Origin of the sequence: Enterobacter sp. BNK-13, from assembly GCF_048685015.1 — a bacterium.
Taxonomy (GTDB): domain Bacteria; phylum Pseudomonadota; class Gammaproteobacteria; order Enterobacterales; family Enterobacteriaceae; genus Enterobacter; species Enterobacter quasiroggenkampii.
On the sequence record NZ_JBLQTP010000001.1, the window covers coordinates 19,545 to 35,259 of the forward strand.

At 56.5% G+C, this 15,715-nt stretch carries 16 protein-coding genes; 7 read left to right on the forward strand and 9 right to left on the reverse strand.

Annotation, left to right across the window (positions count from 1 at the left end; all coding sequences use genetic code 11):
* Nucleotides 1-32 precede the first annotated feature (32 nt).
* The 3 genes from efp to ecnB all read left to right on the forward strand — a co-directional run bounded on the left by efp (nucleotide 33) and on the right by ecnB (nucleotide 1,043).
* The gene (gene efp, locus ACMGGQ_RS00100) at nucleotides 33-599 is read left to right on the forward strand and encodes an elongation factor P (RefSeq protein ID WP_008502940.1); all 567 of its coding nucleotides are present in this window, start codon (nucleotides 33-35) and stop codon (nucleotides 597-599) included.
* A gap of 57 nt (nucleotides 600-656) precedes the next feature.
* Nucleotides 657-788, forward strand: a complete 132-nt coding sequence (locus ACMGGQ_RS00105) for an entericidin A/B family lipoprotein (RefSeq protein WP_024907352.1) — start codon at nucleotides 657-659, stop codon at nucleotides 786-788.
* A gap of 108 nt (nucleotides 789-896) precedes the next feature.
* A complete protein-coding gene (ecnB, locus tag ACMGGQ_RS00110; protein WP_003025482.1) occupies nucleotides 897-1,043 on the forward strand; it encodes a lipoprotein toxin entericidin B in 147 nt (48 codons plus the stop codon).
* Between the two features lie 37 nt (nucleotides 1,044-1,080).
* On the opposite strand, the gene ACMGGQ_RS00115 is transcribed toward ecnB, so the two are convergent.
* Nucleotides 1,081-1,680 (reverse strand): response regulator transcription factor, encoded by a 600-nt coding sequence (locus ACMGGQ_RS00115; protein ID WP_048027839.1) that lies wholly within the window; start codon nucleotides 1,678-1,680, stop codon nucleotides 1,081-1,083.
* 261 nt (nucleotides 1,681-1,941) lie between these two features.
* On the opposite strand from ACMGGQ_RS00115, the gene sugE reads away from it, so the two are divergent.
* Complete coding sequence (gene sugE / locus ACMGGQ_RS00120) at nucleotides 1,942-2,259, forward strand: quaternary ammonium compound efflux SMR transporter SugE (RefSeq protein ID WP_008502938.1); 318 nt, start codon at nucleotides 1,942-1,944, stop codon at nucleotides 2,257-2,259.
* Here the strand turns inward: sugE and ACMGGQ_RS00125 are convergent.
* Both ACMGGQ_RS00125 and blaACT read right to left on the reverse strand, forming a co-directional pair.
* Nucleotides 2,256-2,786 (reverse strand): lipocalin family protein, encoded by a 531-nt coding sequence (locus ACMGGQ_RS00125; RefSeq protein ID WP_045909551.1) that lies wholly within the window; start codon nucleotides 2,784-2,786, stop codon nucleotides 2,256-2,258. The genes sugE and ACMGGQ_RS00125 overlap by 4 nt on opposite strands.
* Before the next feature lie 131 nt (nucleotides 2,787-2,917).
* The gene (blaACT, locus tag ACMGGQ_RS00130; RefSeq protein WP_420289435.1) at nucleotides 2,918-4,063 is read right to left on the reverse strand and encodes an ACT family cephalosporin-hydrolyzing class C beta-lactamase; all 1,146 of its coding nucleotides are present in this window, start codon (nucleotides 4,061-4,063) and stop codon (nucleotides 2,918-2,920) included.
* Nucleotides 4,064-4,195: 132 nt separating this feature from the next.
* Between blaACT and ampR the strand changes: the two genes are divergently transcribed.
* The gene (gene ampR, locus ACMGGQ_RS00135) at nucleotides 4,196-5,071 is read left to right on the forward strand and encodes a LysR family transcriptional regulator AmpR (RefSeq protein WP_048027844.1); all 876 of its coding nucleotides are present in this window, start codon (nucleotides 4,196-4,198) and stop codon (nucleotides 5,069-5,071) included.
* 29 nt (nucleotides 5,072-5,100) lie between these two features.
* On the opposite strand, the gene frdD is transcribed toward ampR, so the two are convergent.
* From frdD to frdA, 4 genes are read right to left on the reverse strand one after another with little or no spacing between them, the layout of a single operon-like run.
* On the reverse strand, nucleotides 5,101-5,460 hold the full coding sequence (gene frdD, locus ACMGGQ_RS00140) for a fumarate reductase subunit FrdD (RefSeq protein WP_032662398.1): 360 nt from the start codon (nucleotides 5,458-5,460) through the stop codon (nucleotides 5,101-5,103).
* Nucleotides 5,461-5,470: 10 nt separating this feature from the next.
* Nucleotides 5,471-5,866 carry a fumarate reductase subunit FrdC gene (gene frdC / locus ACMGGQ_RS00145; protein WP_045909548.1) on the reverse strand — a complete coding sequence of 132 codons (396 nt, stop codon included), beginning with the start codon at nucleotides 5,864-5,866 and terminating at the stop codon, nucleotides 5,471-5,473.
* Between the two features lie 10 nt (nucleotides 5,867-5,876).
* A complete protein-coding gene (frdB, locus tag ACMGGQ_RS00150; RefSeq protein ID WP_262790818.1) occupies nucleotides 5,877-6,611 on the reverse strand; it encodes a fumarate reductase iron-sulfur protein in 735 nt (244 codons plus the stop codon).
* Nucleotides 6,604-8,394: a fumarate reductase (quinol) flavoprotein subunit gene (gene frdA / locus ACMGGQ_RS00155; RefSeq protein WP_045909546.1), complete on the reverse strand. Its 1,791-nt coding sequence runs from the start codon at nucleotides 8,392-8,394 to the stop codon at nucleotides 6,604-6,606. Before frdA ends, frdB begins: the two co-directional genes overlap by 8 nt.
* A gap of 310 nt (nucleotides 8,395-8,704) precedes the next feature.
* On the opposite strand from frdA, the gene epmA reads away from it, so the two are divergent.
* Nucleotides 8,705-9,682 (forward strand): elongation factor P--(R)-beta-lysine ligase, encoded by a 978-nt coding sequence (gene epmA / locus ACMGGQ_RS00160; RefSeq protein ID WP_045909545.1) that lies wholly within the window; start codon nucleotides 8,705-8,707, stop codon nucleotides 9,680-9,682.
* A gap of 178 nt (nucleotides 9,683-9,860) precedes the next feature.
* Nucleotides 9,861-11,360: a glutamate/gamma-aminobutyrate family transporter YjeM gene (gene yjeM, locus ACMGGQ_RS00165; RefSeq protein WP_420289436.1), complete on the forward strand. Its 1,500-nt coding sequence runs from the start codon at nucleotides 9,861-9,863 to the stop codon at nucleotides 11,358-11,360.
* A 36-nt stretch (nucleotides 11,361-11,396) separates the two neighbouring features.
* On the opposite strand, the gene mscM is transcribed toward yjeM, so the two are convergent.
* Together mscM and asd are read right to left on the reverse strand one after the other, a co-directional pair.
* Complete coding sequence (gene mscM / locus ACMGGQ_RS00170) at nucleotides 11,397-14,720, reverse strand: miniconductance mechanosensitive channel MscM (protein ID WP_045909543.1); 3,324 nt, start codon at nucleotides 14,718-14,720, stop codon at nucleotides 11,397-11,399.
* A gap of 19 nt (nucleotides 14,721-14,739) precedes the next feature.
* The gene (gene asd, locus ACMGGQ_RS00175) at nucleotides 14,740-15,708 is read right to left on the reverse strand and encodes an archaetidylserine decarboxylase (protein ID WP_023293460.1); all 969 of its coding nucleotides are present in this window, start codon (nucleotides 15,706-15,708) and stop codon (nucleotides 14,740-14,742) included.
* Nucleotides 15,709-15,715: the final 7 nt, after the last annotated feature.

The window sequence follows — 15,715 nt, forward strand, 5'->3', positions numbered from 1 at the left end:
TTAGCTACCAGTTAACAAATTTAGAGGGCCTTATGGCAACGTACTATAGCAACGATTTTCGTGCTGGTCTTAAAATCATGATGGACGGCGAACCGTACGCGGTTGAAGCCAGCGAATTCGTTAAACCAGGTAAAGGCCAGGCATTCGCACGCGTTAAGCTGCGCCGTCTGCTGACCGGTACCCGTGTTGAGAAAACCTTCAAGTCTACTGACTCTGCTGAAGGCGCTGATGTTGTTGATATGAACCTGACCTATCTGTACAACGATGGCGAGTTCTGGCATTTCATGAACAACTCAACTTTCGAACAGCTCTCTGCTGATGAGAAAGCGGTAGGTGACAGCGCTAAATGGCTGCTGGATCAGGCTGAGTGCATCGTGACCCTGTGGAACGGCCAGCCTATCGCGGTGACCCCACCAAACTTCGTAGAACTGGAAATCGTTGAAACCGATCCAGGTCTGAAGGGTGATACCGCAGGTACCGGCGGTAAGCCAGCCAAACTGTCTACCGGCGCAGTGGTGAAAGTGCCACTGTTCGTACAGACTGGCGAAGTGATCAAAGTGGATACTCGCTCCGGCGAATACGTGTCCCGCGTGAAGTAATTTACGTATGACTGAAGGCGCAGCGCCCGCTGCGCCTGATTTTTGCAGGCAGGGATGATGAAACGTACCGTTAAAATTCTGCTTCTGTTAGCGCTCTCCAGTGCATTACTTTCCGGCTGTAACACCACGCGTGGAATGGGACAAGATATCCAGGATCTGGGTCATATCATTTCTCACGCCGCCAGCTAAGTTCGTCTAATTTTCCTAAAAATGTGTCCTTTTCCGTCAACCGGCGGGATTTTGTCTATCCTTAAGTTGCTATACACAAAACAACTTTGGCTATAAAAGGAAGATATTATGGTTAAGAAGACAATTGCAGCGATCTTTTCAGTCCTGGTACTTTCTTCAGTGTTAACGGCCTGTAATACCACGCGTGGCGTCGGTCAGGATATTTCTGAAGGTGGTAGCGCAATCTCTGGTGCGGCAACAAAAGCTCAGCAGTAACGAATAAACGGTACGGGACCAGTCGGGTTTCGTACCGTCAGCTTTCTGATTCCTGCAGGGATAAGAACGGAGAAAAACGCGTATCCATATGTAATTTCATGCGGATATTGCGTTTATAGGTATAAACCGTTTTTCCATTGATACTCAGGTGAGCGGCAATTTTTTGATTGCTCGCGCCGTCCATCCACAATGTCAGCACCTTCTCTTCCTGGCGGGTCAGCAAGGGGGCCGCCGCCGTTGGTCTGTCAGCGCCTGCGCGCGAGCGTAATGCGTCGTTGATAACCGTCGCTACTTCTTTGAGACTGGCGTTTTTCAACAGTGACGACCATACCGGGAACTTTCCAAGCCAGTCGGTCATGCCGCTGTCCTCTCCCGACTGCAGCAAAATAAACGGTAAGCGTTCACTGGCGTTAAGCAGAGAAGAGAGCTGCTGAAAATGGTGAATATCCTGCCTGAAGCCGTACAGGTCAGCGATGACCAGCGCAGGTTTCCATTGCAGAATGTGTTCTCTGGCAAGAAACAGATTATTCAGCCCGGTCACAACGTAGTGTCCCGGGAACAAACCGGAATGATTGAGCCATGCTTCAAACCCCGCGCGGGTGAAGTGACAACGGTCAATCAAAAGAATTTTGAACATATTTTATTCGCAGTCGGCTAGTGGTTTGGCTTCCTGCCATCAGAAAGCACATCATCATAGAGAAGTCGGATGAGTGCTAAAAGCCGGAACTCCGCGCCATACTGCGGCTATTTCTTGCCTTAACGTGTTCAGCAAAAAATGATTGAAAAAAAATAGCACGCTAACCACAATAGGGGGCGTAATCTCTGCCTTACGGGACGACCCGTAAGCGTTTCTTTCACCGGGGACGGCCCCAACTTGCATTAAGTTAAGGAGCCTGACATGTCCTGGATCATTCTTTTTATTGCTGGCCTGCTCGAAGTAGTATGGGCGATTGGTCTCAAGTACACCCACGGATTTACCCGCCTGACCCCCAGCGTCATTACCGTTACCGCCATGATCGTCAGTATCGTTCTGTTATCCTGGGCGATGCGCTCTCTGCCTGTGGGAACGGCTTATGCCGTCTGGACGGGTATTGGCGCGGTGGGGGCTGCCATCACCGGCATTCTGCTGCTTGGCGAGTCAGCGAGTCTGGCGCGTATCGCCAGCCTCGCGTTGATTGTGGCCGGGATCGTTGGGCTTAAGCTCAGCACCCACTAATGGGGCTGTTTTACCCAGATAAGTTTTGACACATCAAACCCTTGCCGGGTCGCGACGTCCAGCATCTGCTGCTTCATTTCGGGTGAAAGAGTTGGCGTGCGGGAGAGTATCCACAGGTAGTCGCGATCCGGCCCGCAGACCAGCGCGTGACGGTACTCTCTGTCGAGCGCGATCACGTTATAGCCGCCATAAAACGGGCCAAAGAAAGAGACCTTGAGCGCGGCACGCCGCGGGTCGCCAGTGAAGTACGCTTTCCCAACCGACTGCTGCCACATCTCACGATCGGGATTATAGCCCCGGTTGATCACCTGAATACCGCCATCATCCATCGGACTGTAATTCGCAGTGACCTTCTCTAAGCCCTGCTCAAACCGATGGTCGAGGCGCGCGATTTCATACCATGTTCCAAGGAAGCGTTGTGCATCAAAAGGCGTGACGACGGTAACGCCAGGCGGTGGGGTAGGAGAACTGCAGGCAACCACTAAAAACGCGGCTGTCACCGCGGCGATAACAGGCAGAATGCGCATAGGAGTTTCCTTACTGTTTTTTGTTAAGTGTAGATGACAGCAGGAAAAATGCGGAAGAGTGTGCGGGGTATTTCGCCGCACACCGTGGATTTTGTAGGCCGGGTAAAGCGAAGCCGCCACCCGGCAATGTTTTACTGCAGCGCGTCGAGGATACGGTACGCCGCCTCAACGCGTGCCGGGTTCGGATAGCTTTTATTCGCCAGCATCACAATGCCGAGCTGCTTTTCAGGAATAAATGCCACGTAGCTGCCAAATCCGCCGGTAGAGCCCGTTTTATGGACCCAGGAGGCCTTAACCGGTGGTGCCGGTGGATTCACTTCTCTTGCAGGCAACGGCGCCAGCGCCACCTTATTGTCGCTGCCCCCGACCACCGTTTGGGCATCGACCGGCCAGTTCAGCATTTCCCAGCCCAATCCTTGATACATGGCTCCCACGCGCCAGTAGCGAGACTGTGCCAGGGCGATACCGTGCTTAAGTGGGGAATCCTGAAGGGAGTCCGGCATCATGTTGACCATCACCCAGCTTGCCATATCCTGCACGTTGGTTTTTACGCCATAGGCTTCCGCGTCCAGCATCCCTGGCGAAACGTGGACCGCTTTACCGTCACGGTATCCCCAGGCGTAATGCGCCTCTTCCGCTTTCGGGACGTTAATCCAGGTATGGTCCAGCTTGAGCGGCTTAAAGACCCGCGTCGTCATGGCCTGCTCATAGCTCATGCCGGAGGGTTTGACCGCCAGCGCGCCAAAAAGACCGATGCTGGTGTTAGCGTAAAGCCGCGTGGTGCCCGGCTTCCACTTTGGCTGCCAGTTTTGATAAAAGCGCAGCAGGGAGGCGGTATTCGTGACCTCATCCGGCACCTGCAACGGCAGACCGCCTGCGGTATAGGTTGCCAGATCCAGCATGCGAATGCCCTGCCACTGCTTGCCCGTGAGCTCAGGCCAGTATCTGGTCACAGGATAGCCCAGCGCTATTTCACCGCGCGCAATCGCATCGCCACCCAATACGCCGGTGAAGGTTTTACTTATCGAACCCAGCTCGAACAAGGTTTGCGGGGTGACGGGTTTGTTCGCTGCAACATCAGCTTTACCGAAGGTAAAGTAGTGCGGCTGACCCTGATAAATCACCGCCACCGCCATACCCGGAATGGCCTGCGCGTTCATCAGTGGCGTAACGGTGCGTTCCACCACCTCAGCCAGCTGTTTTTCGGACATCGGTGCGGCGAATGCAGCGCTGGCAACGCTGAGCAGCAGGGCACAGCTTAGGGTTTTTTTCATCATTAGTTATCTTCCGTAATAGCAGTTCAAGGGAGTGTCCGGGCCCGTCAGACCGCTGTAGTCTGTGAGATTTGACTGTGGCTGACAAACGGTTAAATTTAGCATTAGCTGTTAATTTTTCTAACGGACGAGACCATGACGCGCAGCTATCTTCCTCTTAATTCCCTGCGGGCGTTTGAAGCCGCCGCCAGGCACCTCAGTTTTACGCATGCCGCTATCGAGCTGAATGTCACCCATTCCGCGATTAGCCAGCACGTAAAGGCGCTGGAGCAGCACCTGAACTGCCAGCTGTTCGTCCGCGTTTCCCGTGGGCTGATGTTGACCACGGAAGGCGAGAATTTGCTTCCGGTACTGAATGACTCGTTCGACCGAATTGCCGGAATGCTGGATCGCTTTACCAGCCAGCGCGCTCAGGAGAAGCTGAAAATTGGCGTGGTGGGTACCTTTGCTACGGGGATGTTATTCTCGCAGCTCGCTGACTTTCGTCGCTGCTATCCGCATATCGATCTTCAGCTGTCGACGCACAACAATCGCGTCGATCCGGCAGCCGAGGGGCTTGATTACGCCATTCGCTATGGCGGAGGGGCGTGGCACGGTACGGAAGCGACATTTCTCTGTTCTGCGCCGCTGGCACCGCTTTGCACGCCTGATATCGCTGCCGCGTTGCATACTCCTGCCGATATCCTGAAGTTTACCCTGCTGCGTTCTTACCGGCGCGACGAGTGGACCGCCTGGATGCAGGCCGCGGGAGAACACCCGCCTTCACCGACACACCGGGTGATGGTATTTGATTCGTCCGTGACCATGCTGGAAGCCGCGCAGGCAGGCGTGGGCATAGCGATTGCTCCTGTCGATATGTTTACCCACCTGCTGAACAGTGAGCGCATTGTGCAACCCTTTGCGACGCAGATTGACCTTGGCAGCTACTGGCTCACGAGGCTGCAGTCACGCGCAGAAACGCCCGCAATGAGTGAGTTTGCCCAGTGGCTGGTGGGGAAGATGCAGAAATAAAAGGCCCGCCGGATGGCGGGCCAGAGGCGTCAGAGGGTGACCACCGCAATCAGCGTCACCACGGTCAGGATGGTCGCCAGACCGTAGAATACCCATTTCCCGCTCGGTACATGGATTTTCAGGTCATGCATCGCATGGTGAATACGGTGCAGGCCACACCACAGCGGCAGGACGATCATCAGGAAGATGAACACGCGGCCGATAAAGCTGCTCGCGAACGCCAGTACGCGCTCGTAGCTCAGCGCATCGCCCGGGAACAGCCCCAGCGGCAGCATAATGCCGACCAGCAGAATGATTACGGGGGCAATGATGGCACTCCACATGCCGCCTGCGCCAAAGAGGCCCCAGAAGACCGGCTCGTCAGAACGTTTTGGATTTGGATTGATCACAATAGTCTCCTTACCAGAACAGTGCGACAAACAGAATGACCACAGTGACCAGAACTGTCACCGCCCAGAGCCCCTTAATCACCGGCTCTGGCCCCATTTTCTCGCCTTTTACAATGATGTTCGCCGCTTTTGGCGCCAGTTCAAACCAGGTCTTCGTATGCAGCAGCGCGGCCGCGAGCACGATCAGGTTCAGAATGACAATGATCGGGTTTTGCAGGAAACCGACGAAGCTGGCCCAGGTTTCCGGGCCATGCTTGAGGGCAAAAACGCCGTACATCAGCTCAAGGCTGAACCAGACCGCCGGTACCGCCGTGCCTTCACGCAGCATGTAGAAGCGATAAAACGGCAGGTTTTTCCACCAGGTGGACGGCACAGGCCGCACATAGGCTTTGCGTTTAGTCGTCATCATGCACTCCTTAGCGTGGTTTCAGGGTAGCGATAAGAAAGTCTTTCGAGCTTTCCACTTTACCCTGCTGAATAGCGGCGGCCGGGTCGACGTGCTTCGGACAGACTTCGGAGCAATAACCCACAAAGGTACAGGTCCAGACGCCGTTCTGGCTGTTAAGCTGCGCCATACGTTCTTTTTTACCGTGGTCGCGGCTGTCTTCGTTATAGCGGTGCGCCAGGGTAATGGCGGCCGGGCCGATGAACTCGGGGTTCAGGCCAAACTGTGGACAGGCAGCGTAGCAAAGACCGCAGTTGATGCAGCCGGAGAACTGATGGTATTTCGCCATCTGAGCCGGGGTCTGGGTGTTTGGCCCCTGATCCGGCGTGCGCGAGTTACCGATGATGTAGGGCTTAATGGCTTCCAGGCTTTCGATAAAGTGGGTCATATCGACCACCAGATCGCGTTCAATCGGGAAGTTGCCCAGGGCTTCGACCTTGATGCCTTTGGTATAGTCACGCAGGAAGGTCTTACAGGCCAGCTTCGGCACCTTGTTGACCATCATGCCGCAGGAGCCGCAGATCGCCATGCGGCAGGACCAGCGGTAGCTCAGGTCTGGCGCCAGGTTGTCTTTGATATAGCCGAGCGCGTCCAGCAGGGAGGTTTGCTCGTCGTAAGGGACTTCATAGAAAGCACTGTGCGGTGCGGCATCCACTTCCGGGTTGTAGCGCACCACTTCAACTTTGAGTGTTTGCATCTCAGCCATTCGCCTTCTCCTTCTTCTCGGCGGCTTCTGCTTCTGCACCGTACACGCGTTTAGCCGGTGGCAGCGTGGTGATTTTCACGTCGCTGTAGTCCAGACGTGTGGTGCCATCCGCATCGCGCCAGGCGAGCGTGTGTTTCAGGAAGTTGACGTCGTCACGCTCAGTACAGCCTTCGTCCAGACGCTGGTGGGCACCACGCGACTCTTTACGCGCCAGCGCAGAGTGCGCCATACATTCCGCCACGTTCAGGCCGTGGCCCAGTTCGATGGTATAGAGCAGGTCGGTGTTGAAAACGCTGGAGGTATCGGTGATGCGCACGCGCTTGAAGCGCTCCTGCAGTTCCGCCAGCTTGTCGACGGTTTTTTGCATCAGCTCAGGGGTACGGTAGATACCGCAGCCTTCTTCCATCGACAGGCCCATCTCGTCGCGGATCTTAGACCAGTTCTCGTTACCTTCCTGGTTCACCAGATCTTTCAGACGTTTTTCAACGTCGGCGACCTGTGCATCCAGCGCGGCACCGTTGGCTTCGCCTGCGGTTGCCGCCCGCTCCATCGCGCGCTCGCCCGCCATGCGGCCAAAGACCACCAGCTCGGCCAGCGAGTTTGAGCCGAGACGGTTGGCGCCGTGCAGGCCCACGGAGGAACATTCACCGACGGCGAACAGACCCTTAATACGGGTTTCACACTGCTGATCGGTTTCGATCCCGCCCATGGTGTAGTGCGCCGTTGGGCGTACCGGAATCGGCTCTTTCACTGGATCGACGCCGACGTAGGCTTTCGCCAGCTCGCAGATGAACGGCAGACGTTCCAGCAGTTTTTTCTCGCCCAGATGGCGCAGGTCGAGATAGACCACATCGCCGCGCGGCGTGGAGATGGTGTTGCCTTTGCGCCACTCGTGCCAGAAAGCCTGAGAGACTTTGTCACGCGGGCCGAGCTCCATGTACTTGTTCTTCGGCTCGCCGAGCGGGGTTTCCGGACCCATGCCGTAATCCTGCAGGTAGCGGTAGCCGTTTTTGTTGACCAGAATACCGCCTTCACCGCGGCAGCCTTCCGTCATCAGAATGCCGGAGCCTGGCAGACCGGTTGGGTGATACTGCACGAATTCCATATCGCGCAGCGGCACGCCGTGGCTGAGCGCCATACCCATACCGTCGCCGGTAACGATGCCGCCGTTGGTGTTATAACGATAAACGCGGCCCGCACCGCCCGTCGCCATCACCACCGCATTGGCGCGGATCTGGACGAGCGTGCCTTCCATCATATTCATCGCCACCAGGCCGCGCGCGTGTCCATCATCCACCAGAATGTCGAGGACGAAATGCTCATCGAAGCGCTGAATTTGTGGGAACTGAAGGGAGGTCTGGAACAGGGTGTGCAGCATGTGGAAGCCGGTCTTATCGGCAGCGAACCAGGTGCGTTCGATCTTCATGCCGCCGAAGCGGCGAACGTTGACGCTGCCGTCTGGACGGCGGCTCCACGGACAACCCCACTGCTCAAGCTGGGTCATCTCCGTTGGACAATGGTGCACAAAGTAGTCAACGACATCCTGTTCACAAAGCCAGTCGCCCCCTGCAACCGTGTCGTGGAAATGGTATTCAAAGCTGTCATGATCCTGCGCAACGGCGGCGGACCCTCCTTCTGCGGCCACCGTGTGGCTGCGCATTGGATAGACTTTTGAAATCAATGCGATTTTAGCGTTGGGATTAGCTTGCGCTGCAGCAATCGCAGCACGTAATCCAGCCCCGCCAGCGCCTATTACGGCAAGATCGGCCTGAAAAGTTTGCACGACATTCCTCCAGATTTTTGTTATTTCGCAACGCGACAAACTAAAGGTAGTTCACCCGTCCAAAAGGACGATTGCGAAAGCGTTTCCACTGCTCCTTTATGGGTAAAACAGTATAACCGTGTAGATGTCAGGGAAATTTGACGTGTTCGATTTTTTTGCTGTTCTGTCCGGCGATTTATCATTGAGATTGATGAATTGCATCACGCAATTGTTCACCTAAATGAAATGCGCTTTTTTACTGCGCAAAATTTGTCTCTGTCCCTGCTAACGAGTAGACTTCGTGCCCTTGTCTGAAATCGGAGAACAACTCATGAGCGAAACGGCCACCTGGGAGCCGAGCGCATCCATCCCTAATCTGTTAAAACGCGCTGCAATTATGACGGAGATCCGCCGTTTCTTTGCCGACCGCGGCGTCCTGGAGGTGGAAACCCCGTGCATGAGTCAGGCAACGGTAACGGATATTCATCTGGTCCCGTTTGAAACCCGTTTTGTTGGCCCCGGCCACTCTCAGGGCATGAATTTGTATCTGATGACCAGCCCGGAATACCACATGAAACGCCTGCTGGCGGCGGGGTGTGGTCCGGTCTATCAGCTGTGCCGCAGTTTCCGTAATGAAGAGATGGGGCGTCACCACAACCCGGAATTCACCATGCTGGAGTGGTACCGCCCGCATTATGATATGTACCGCCTGATGAATGAGGTGGACGATCTGCTGCAGCAGGTCCTGGACTGCTCTGAAGCTGAAACGCTCTCTTATCAGCAGGCCTTCCAGCGCTATCTGGAAATCGATCCGCTGTCGGCGGACAAAACCCAGCTGCGCGAAGTGGCGGCAAAACTGGATCTGAGCAACGTGGCAGATACCGAAGAGGATCGCGACACACTGCTGCAGCTGCTGTTCACCTTCGGCGTGGAACCGCAGATTGGCAAAGACCGTCCGACGTTTGTCTATCACTTCCCGGCAAGCCAGGCGTCACTGGCGCAGATCAGTACCGAAGACCATCGTGTCGCAGAGCGTTTTGAGGTCTATTACAAAGGTATTGAGCTGGCGAACGGCTTCCACGAACTGACCGACGCCCGCGAGCAGGCGCAGCGTTTCGAGCAGGATAACCGCAAGCGCGCCGCGCGCGGCCTGCCACAGCAGCCGATCGATACCAACCTGCTGGAAGCGTTAAAAGCGGGCCTGCCGGATTGCTCCGGCGTGGCGCTGGGTGTAGACCGTCTGGTGATGCTGGCGCTGGGCGCCGAGCAGCTGGGCGATGTGATTGCCTTTACGGTCGATCGCGCTTGAAGAATTGCCGGGTGGCGCTGTCGCTTACCCGGCCTACTCGGTCACTTGGCCCTGCCACATTAAAAACTGCCCTATTATCATTATACGGGTGTTTTTCTTAATTTGGCCTTTATAGCCACAATATTAGTCTGGTCTTCTGCTACCATCCGCGCAGTTTAATTCCTTTTTGGATGGTTCTATGTCCCACTCACTCAAAAAGATGACCCTCACCGGGCTCATCCTGATGATATTTACCTCAGTGTTTGGCTTTGCCAACAGCCCCTCCGCGTTCTATCTGATGGGCTATAGCGCGACGCCGTTTTATATCGTTTCTGCTCTGTTCTTCTTTATCCCGTTTGCGCTGATGATGGCGGAGATGGGCTCGGCTTACCGGAAAGAAGAGGGCGGGATTTACTCATGGATGAATAACAGCGTTGGCCCGCGTTATGCCTTTATCGGTACGTTTATGTGGTTTTCATCCTACGTCGTCTGGATGGTCAGTACGGCCGCTAAAGTCTGGGTGCCGTTCTCGACGTTTGTTTTCGGCGCCGATAAAACCCAGGTCTGGTCGTTAGCCGGGCTGAGCTCCACGCAGGTCGTCGGGATTCTGGCGGTATGCTGGATGGTTGTCGTGACGCTGGTGGCGTCTAAAGGTATCAATAAAATTGCCCGGATTACTGCCGTGGGCGGGATTTCCGTGATGTGCCTGAACCTGGTGCTGCTGCTGGTGAGTATCGCTATCCTGTGCCTGAACGGTGGTCATTTTGCGCAGGAGGTGAACTTCGTTTCATCGCCTAATCCAGGTTACCAGTCCGGGCTGGCTATGCTCTCCTTCGTGGTGTTTGCCATCTTCGCTTACGGCGGCATTGAAGCCGTTGGCGGCCTGGTCGACAAGACCGAGAACCCGGAGAAAAACTTTGCCAAAGGCATTATTTTTGCCGCCATCGTGATTTCCATCGGCTATTCGCTGGCGATTTTCCTCTGGGGCGTCAGCACCAACTGGCAACAGGTGTTGAGTAACAGCACCACCAACCTCGGGAACATCACCTATGTGCTGATGAAAAGTCTGGGGATGACGCTGGGGCAGGCGATGAACCTGACGCCGGATGCGGCGGCAACGCTGGGCATTTGGTTTGCGCGTATTACCGGTCTGTCGATGTTCCTCGCCTATACCGGCGCATTCTTCACGCTGATCTATTCGCCACTGAAAGCGATTATTCAGGGTACGCCGAAGGCGCTGTGGCCTGCGCGCATGACCCAGCTCAACACGACGGGGATGCCTGCTAACGCGATGTGGATGCAGTGCCTGCTGGTATGTGCGTTCATTCTGCTGGTGTCATTTGGCGGCGATACGGCGTCTGCGTTTTACAACAAGCTTACCCTGATGGCAAACGTGTCGATGACCCTGCCGTACCTGTTCCTGACCCTGGCGTTCCCGTTCTTTAAGGCGAAGCAGGACCTTGAACGTCCGTTTGTGATCTTCAAAACCCGCGCGGCAACACTGCTGGCCACCACGGTGGTGGTGCTGGTGGTGGCGTTTGCCAACATCTTCACCATTATTCAGCCGGTGATTGAGGCGAACGACTGGAACAGCGCACTGTGGATGGTGGGCGGCCCAATTTTCTTCTCGCTGTTAGCGATGGGGATTTATGAGAATTACCGTCGACGCGCGACGGCGTTCATCGCAGAAGTGGTGTAGCGGGATATTCCCCTCCCGAAAGGGAGGGGAGAAGCGTTACAGACTGCCCGCCGGGCGCGTACGCGCCGCTGACGTCAGCGTTCTTCCCGTTTTACGCCCGTCCAGGCTTTCCAGACGCATCTGGAACGGTGGGAACGGCATATCAATACCGTGCTCGCGGAAGCCTGCCAGAATCAGCTGGTGGATCTCATGGCGCAGCGGCATACGGTGCCCCATTTCGGCGGCGTAGATACGCAGCTCGAAAATCTGGATCCCCTGCTGTAAATCCACAAGGAAGACTTCCGGCGCCGGGTTGTCGATCACCAGCGAGCAGCGCTCAGCGGCTGTGTAGAGGATCTGGGTGACCTCTTCGCTGTTAGCGTCTGACGGTGCCGGTACCGTTAGCACCACACGGGTAACGGAGTCTGACAGCGACCAGTTGATGAACTGCTCGGTAATAAACGCCTTGTTTGGCACGATGATCTCTTTCCGATCCCAGTCGCTGATCGTCGTCGCACGGGTGTTGATCTTCGTGATGCTGCCGGTCAGATCGCGGATCGTGACGGTATCGCCAATACGGATCGGTTTTTCGAACAGAATGATCAGACCAGAGATGAAGTTGGCGAAGATCTCCTGTAAACCAAAACCTAACCCGACGCCGAGCGCTGCGACGAGCCACTGGAGCTTCGACCACTCAATGCCGATCATCGAGAAGCCAACCAGTCCACCAAACAGCATGATTAGATACTTGGTAATGGTCGTGATCGCATAGCCCGTACCCGGCGTTAAATCCAGATGCTGCAGCAGCGCCAGCTCCAGCAGCGCCGGGAAGTTGCGCACCAGCTGAGTGGTGATGATCAGCACCAGAATGGCAATCAGCACTGCCCCTAGGGTGATCGGCTCCAGGCTTTCAACGCCCTGCACCGTGGAGGTCACATCCCACAGCGAGATGTTCTCCAGGAAGCCAAATGCGGAGTGGATCTCCGACCACAGGAAGATGACCGACAGGAGGGCAATTAGCATCAGGATGGAGCGAACCAGACGCAGGGACTGGGTACTGATGGCATCCAGATCCAGCTCGACCTCATCCGCCTCCGTCGTGCCTTCCGTACTGTTGACGTGGTTTGGCTCTTCCTCACCCCGCGCGCGCTGGGCGAGAATCTCCGCCCGGCGATGCTTGGCACGATCAAACGCCAGACGGCGGCGCTGAATCAGCATCCAGCGGCGGATCACGTGATACACCACCAGTAGCAGGAACCAGATGGCCACCGAGGTTTCCAGACGTGCCAACAGCGCTTGCGACGTCGCCAGGTAACCCACCGCGGCTGCCAACATCGCAATCAACGGTGCGCTGAGCAGCAGGTTCCAGAGCAGCCGGTTAAACATGTTGTCGCCGCTGCCGGTTTTATCCAGATAGAGCGGAATACCCGCGCGTTTCAGGCTGAGCGTGACGATGGCCAGCGCTCCACATATCAGCATAAAGCAGAGGCGGCCCAGCGAGCCTGAGAATTCGCGGTCGTTGAGATTATCGAACATGATCAGCGCCATAATCAGCGGCACAATCAGCCCGATGCTCATCAGATAGTAACGCATGGCGCGCGCCACGCGATTACGCGGCCAGCCAAAGTGGGCGATAAACAGGCCATTGGGTCGCGCAAAGGTGGCGCAAATCATCACCACCCACAGCAGCGGTACCGTGGCGGTGACGCCATCGCCAATCGCTACCGCGAGCGGATAGGGCCAGGCTTCCCGCAGGCCATAGCCCAGCGTCATCCACAGCACCGGCAGCGGGGAGGCGACAAGAATCGACCAGAATACGGTGCGCAACGTCAGCCAGAAGTGATCCTGGGTAACCTTCCCCACCCGGGAGCTGGAACGCTCAAGGAAGCGGGTGAAATGTCTGCGCGAGTAAATGCTGAAGCCCACCAGAATCAACGCCCCCAGCAGCGGGAAAATGGTCTCTTTGCTGGTGAGCATCATCACGCTTGCCTGTCCCAGCTGGCTGAAGGTATCCAGCGAAATCAGACGGCGCAGATCCTGGACAATCTCAATTGGCCACGAGAAGGTCATCGGACGCACGTCTGACGTCCAGAAGAGATAACGGTGCGTCGCCTCGTTCACCTCTTTCAGCGCATCTTCCAGCTGGCTGTTGGACACCTTTAGCTTGGTCAGCTCCAGAATCAGCGTATCCCCGCCCTGGAGCAGAGAGTTCAGCAGTTCACGCTGGGTACGCATTTGGGCTTCCAGAATGCGGTTTTGCTCGCTGGTCAGAGGCTGCCCGTCAGCCTGACGGATCTGGCGGATTTGCGGCTGTTTGTTGAGAAGATCTTCAAAATGCAGCCGCTGAACGCGCAGCTGGGCCATTTCGGTATCCAGCTGCTGCGGCTTGGGCATTTCCGGCAGCCGCGCGACCTGGGCGCGCAGCGCTTCGCCCAGCAGGTTTGACGATCCGAGCCACTGGGACTGCTCGCGCAGGGTGTTAAGCGCCTGGCGAACCTGAAGGGTTTGATTGGTGGCCTGACGCTGCTGCGAGGCCACCAGATCCATACGCTGCGCCTGTTGGTTCAGCGCGGCCGAAAGCTCACGGTTGACCTTAAACTGCTGGACGATGCCGGCAGGCAGGTTATCGCTGTTTTCTGCCAGCAGCTCGGTACTTTCCAGCGCGCGCTCCGCTTCACGCTGGCGCTGGCTGTTGAGCTGGTTGCGCAGGGCCTGAAGATACGCGTCCAGCTGCTCGCTCTGCTTCTGAGCGAGTTCTGAGCGCATCCGCGACAGCTCCTGGCGGTTATTGGCGGAAAGCTGCGCCAGCTCAAGCTCATCGACAAGGGCCTTCAGGCGAGCCGATTCTGCCTGCAGGCCCAGATTTTGGGCCTGTGCCTGCGGCGTGTTGCCGTTTTGCGTACCCACGCGGCGCTCAACTTCATTAAGCTGGCGACGGGCGTCGGTTTGCTGCTGCGGAAGCTGGCTGAGAGAGTCGGCAATTTCGCGCGCTCGCTCCTGCTCCTGCTGAGCAAGGCGGCTCTTTTCCAGAAGCTGGCTGCTGACCTGCAGGATCTCCTGGTTCAGCGCGTCGGAGGTCATCCCTGCGGGCACATCGCGCGGTTCGTCACGCAAATTATTGAGCTGCGCGCGCAGCGTCTGCGAGAGTTTGGGGAAGTTGTCGATAACCTGCTGATACTGCTGAGCGCGCTCAAGAGAGCCTTTCCGCTCCTCAAGCGCGTTCAGTGCGGACTGGAGCGACTCGACGGTTTCTGGCTGAGCGGGTTTGGCCGCTTTTGCCTGCTCCAGTTCCTGGGTTATCTGTTTGGCGTCGGGGGCTGTCGCTGCGTACGCCCCCATGCTGAGGCACCAGGCCATCAGTAGAACGATAATCGGGCGCACGTCAGCGATCCTTCTGTTGTTAGCCTTCGTCTTTTTTGTCGTCAACCAGCGGGCTGGCGTCGTGCTCGGCCTGGATCTCTTCCTGTGACAGCGGAGCCGGTTCTGCCTCTGGCGTCACGAAGGTTTCTGTCGAGACCGCCAGCGGCTGGCCCAGCTTTGTCACCGACAGGCTTTCAAGCTGTTCAGCCAGCTTCACTTTGCCCGGCGCAAACAGGTTGATCACGGTGGAGCCCAGCTTAAAGCGACCCATCTCCTGGCCTTTCAGCAGGGCCACAGAGCCTTCCGCTTCACCGGCAGGCCAGGTCCAGCGTTTGATCACGCCTTCGCGCGGTGGGGTAATGGTGCCAGCCCAGACGGTTTCGATGCTGCCGACGATGGTCGCACCGACCAGAATCTGTGCCATAGGGCCGAATTCAGTATCAAACAGGCAGATGACGCGCTCGTTACGGGCAAACAGGTTTGGCACGTTCTGCGCGGTGAGGTGGTTCACGGAGAACAGATCGCCCGGGACGTAAATCATTTCACGCAGGATGCCGTTACACGGCATGTGCACGCGGTGGTAGTCGCGCGGTGACAGATAGGTGGTGGCAAAGGTACCGTTGCGGAACAGATCCGCCATCAGGTAGTTACCCGCCAGCAGCGCTTCCAGGCTGTAGTTATGGCCCTTCGCCTGCAGAATTTTGTCGTCTTCGATGTTACCCAGCTGGCTGATCACGCCGTCTGCCGGCATCACCAGGACGTTAGGGTCGGTGTTCACCGGGCGCACGTCGTCACGCAGCGGGCGCACGAAGAATTCGTTGAAGGTGCGGTAGCTGGCGGTATCCGGCTTCTGCGCCTCTTTCATATCGACCTTGTAATATTTTACGAAAAGGTCGATGACCAGTTTGGTCAGCCAGCCTGCGCGTTTGCTCGCGCCCCAGCCCGCCAGGCGAGTGAGCCACAGTTTTGGCAGAATGTATTGAAGCGAAAGTTTAAATGCGTTTAACAAGGTAGCC